The organism is Streptomyces sp. JJ36, from assembly GCF_021696945.1.
Classification (GTDB): domain Bacteria; phylum Actinomycetota; class Actinomycetes; order Streptomycetales; family Streptomycetaceae; genus Streptomyces.
Map to the genome: position 1 here is coordinate 1 of NZ_JACYHE010000186.1, position 617 is coordinate 617.

The window sequence follows — 617 nt, forward strand, 5'->3', positions numbered from 1 at the left end:
CCCCGGCGGCGCTTCGGGAGGCCGCCGGTGCCGTGTGGGCCGCCGGCCGGCGCGGTGTCGTGCGGGCCGAGCGGGGGTGAGGCGGTGTGGCCCACCGGTCCGGCGTCCGTCCCGCTGCGGGGTGCGGGCGTCCCGGCGGGACCCGTGCCGTGGCTCTGTTCCCCGGCCCGCGCGGACGCGCCGGCGTGGTCCGCTGCGCCGGGCGCGGACGCCTCGCCGGAGCCGGCGGTGGCCGAGCGGGAACGGGCGTCCTCGGGGTGCCCCGGGCCGGCCCCCGTACCCTCCGCGGCGGTGACCGCGCCGTGCTGCGGCTCGTCGTCCACCGCCCAGCGCGGGACCTGCCGGCCGGCACTGCTCCCGGCGGCCGGGGTCGCCGTACGGCCGGTGGCGGAGAGGGCTTGTTCGCCCCGCCCCCCGTCGGCGGCCGGGGTGCCGTCCGGCCGTGGCACGGGCGTTCCGGCGCGCGCTGCCGCGTCGGCCGTGGGCGCTCCGGCATCCGAGGCGGCGCCGGCCCCGGCGGTCCGTGCGCCCTCCGCCGCCGTGCCGGCTGCGGACGCGGCGGGCTCCGGGGTGGTGACGGGCGTCGTGCCCGTCGGGGCTCCGGCGGGGGAGGGGGC

General features: G+C 84.1%; 1 pseudogene. It reads right to left on the bottom strand.

The features are described 5' to 3' along the window. Nucleotides 1-449 (bottom strand): annotated as a pseudogene (locus HOY81_RS27100) (hypothetical protein); the annotation flags it as partial. Nucleotides 450-617 lie beyond the last annotated feature (168 nt).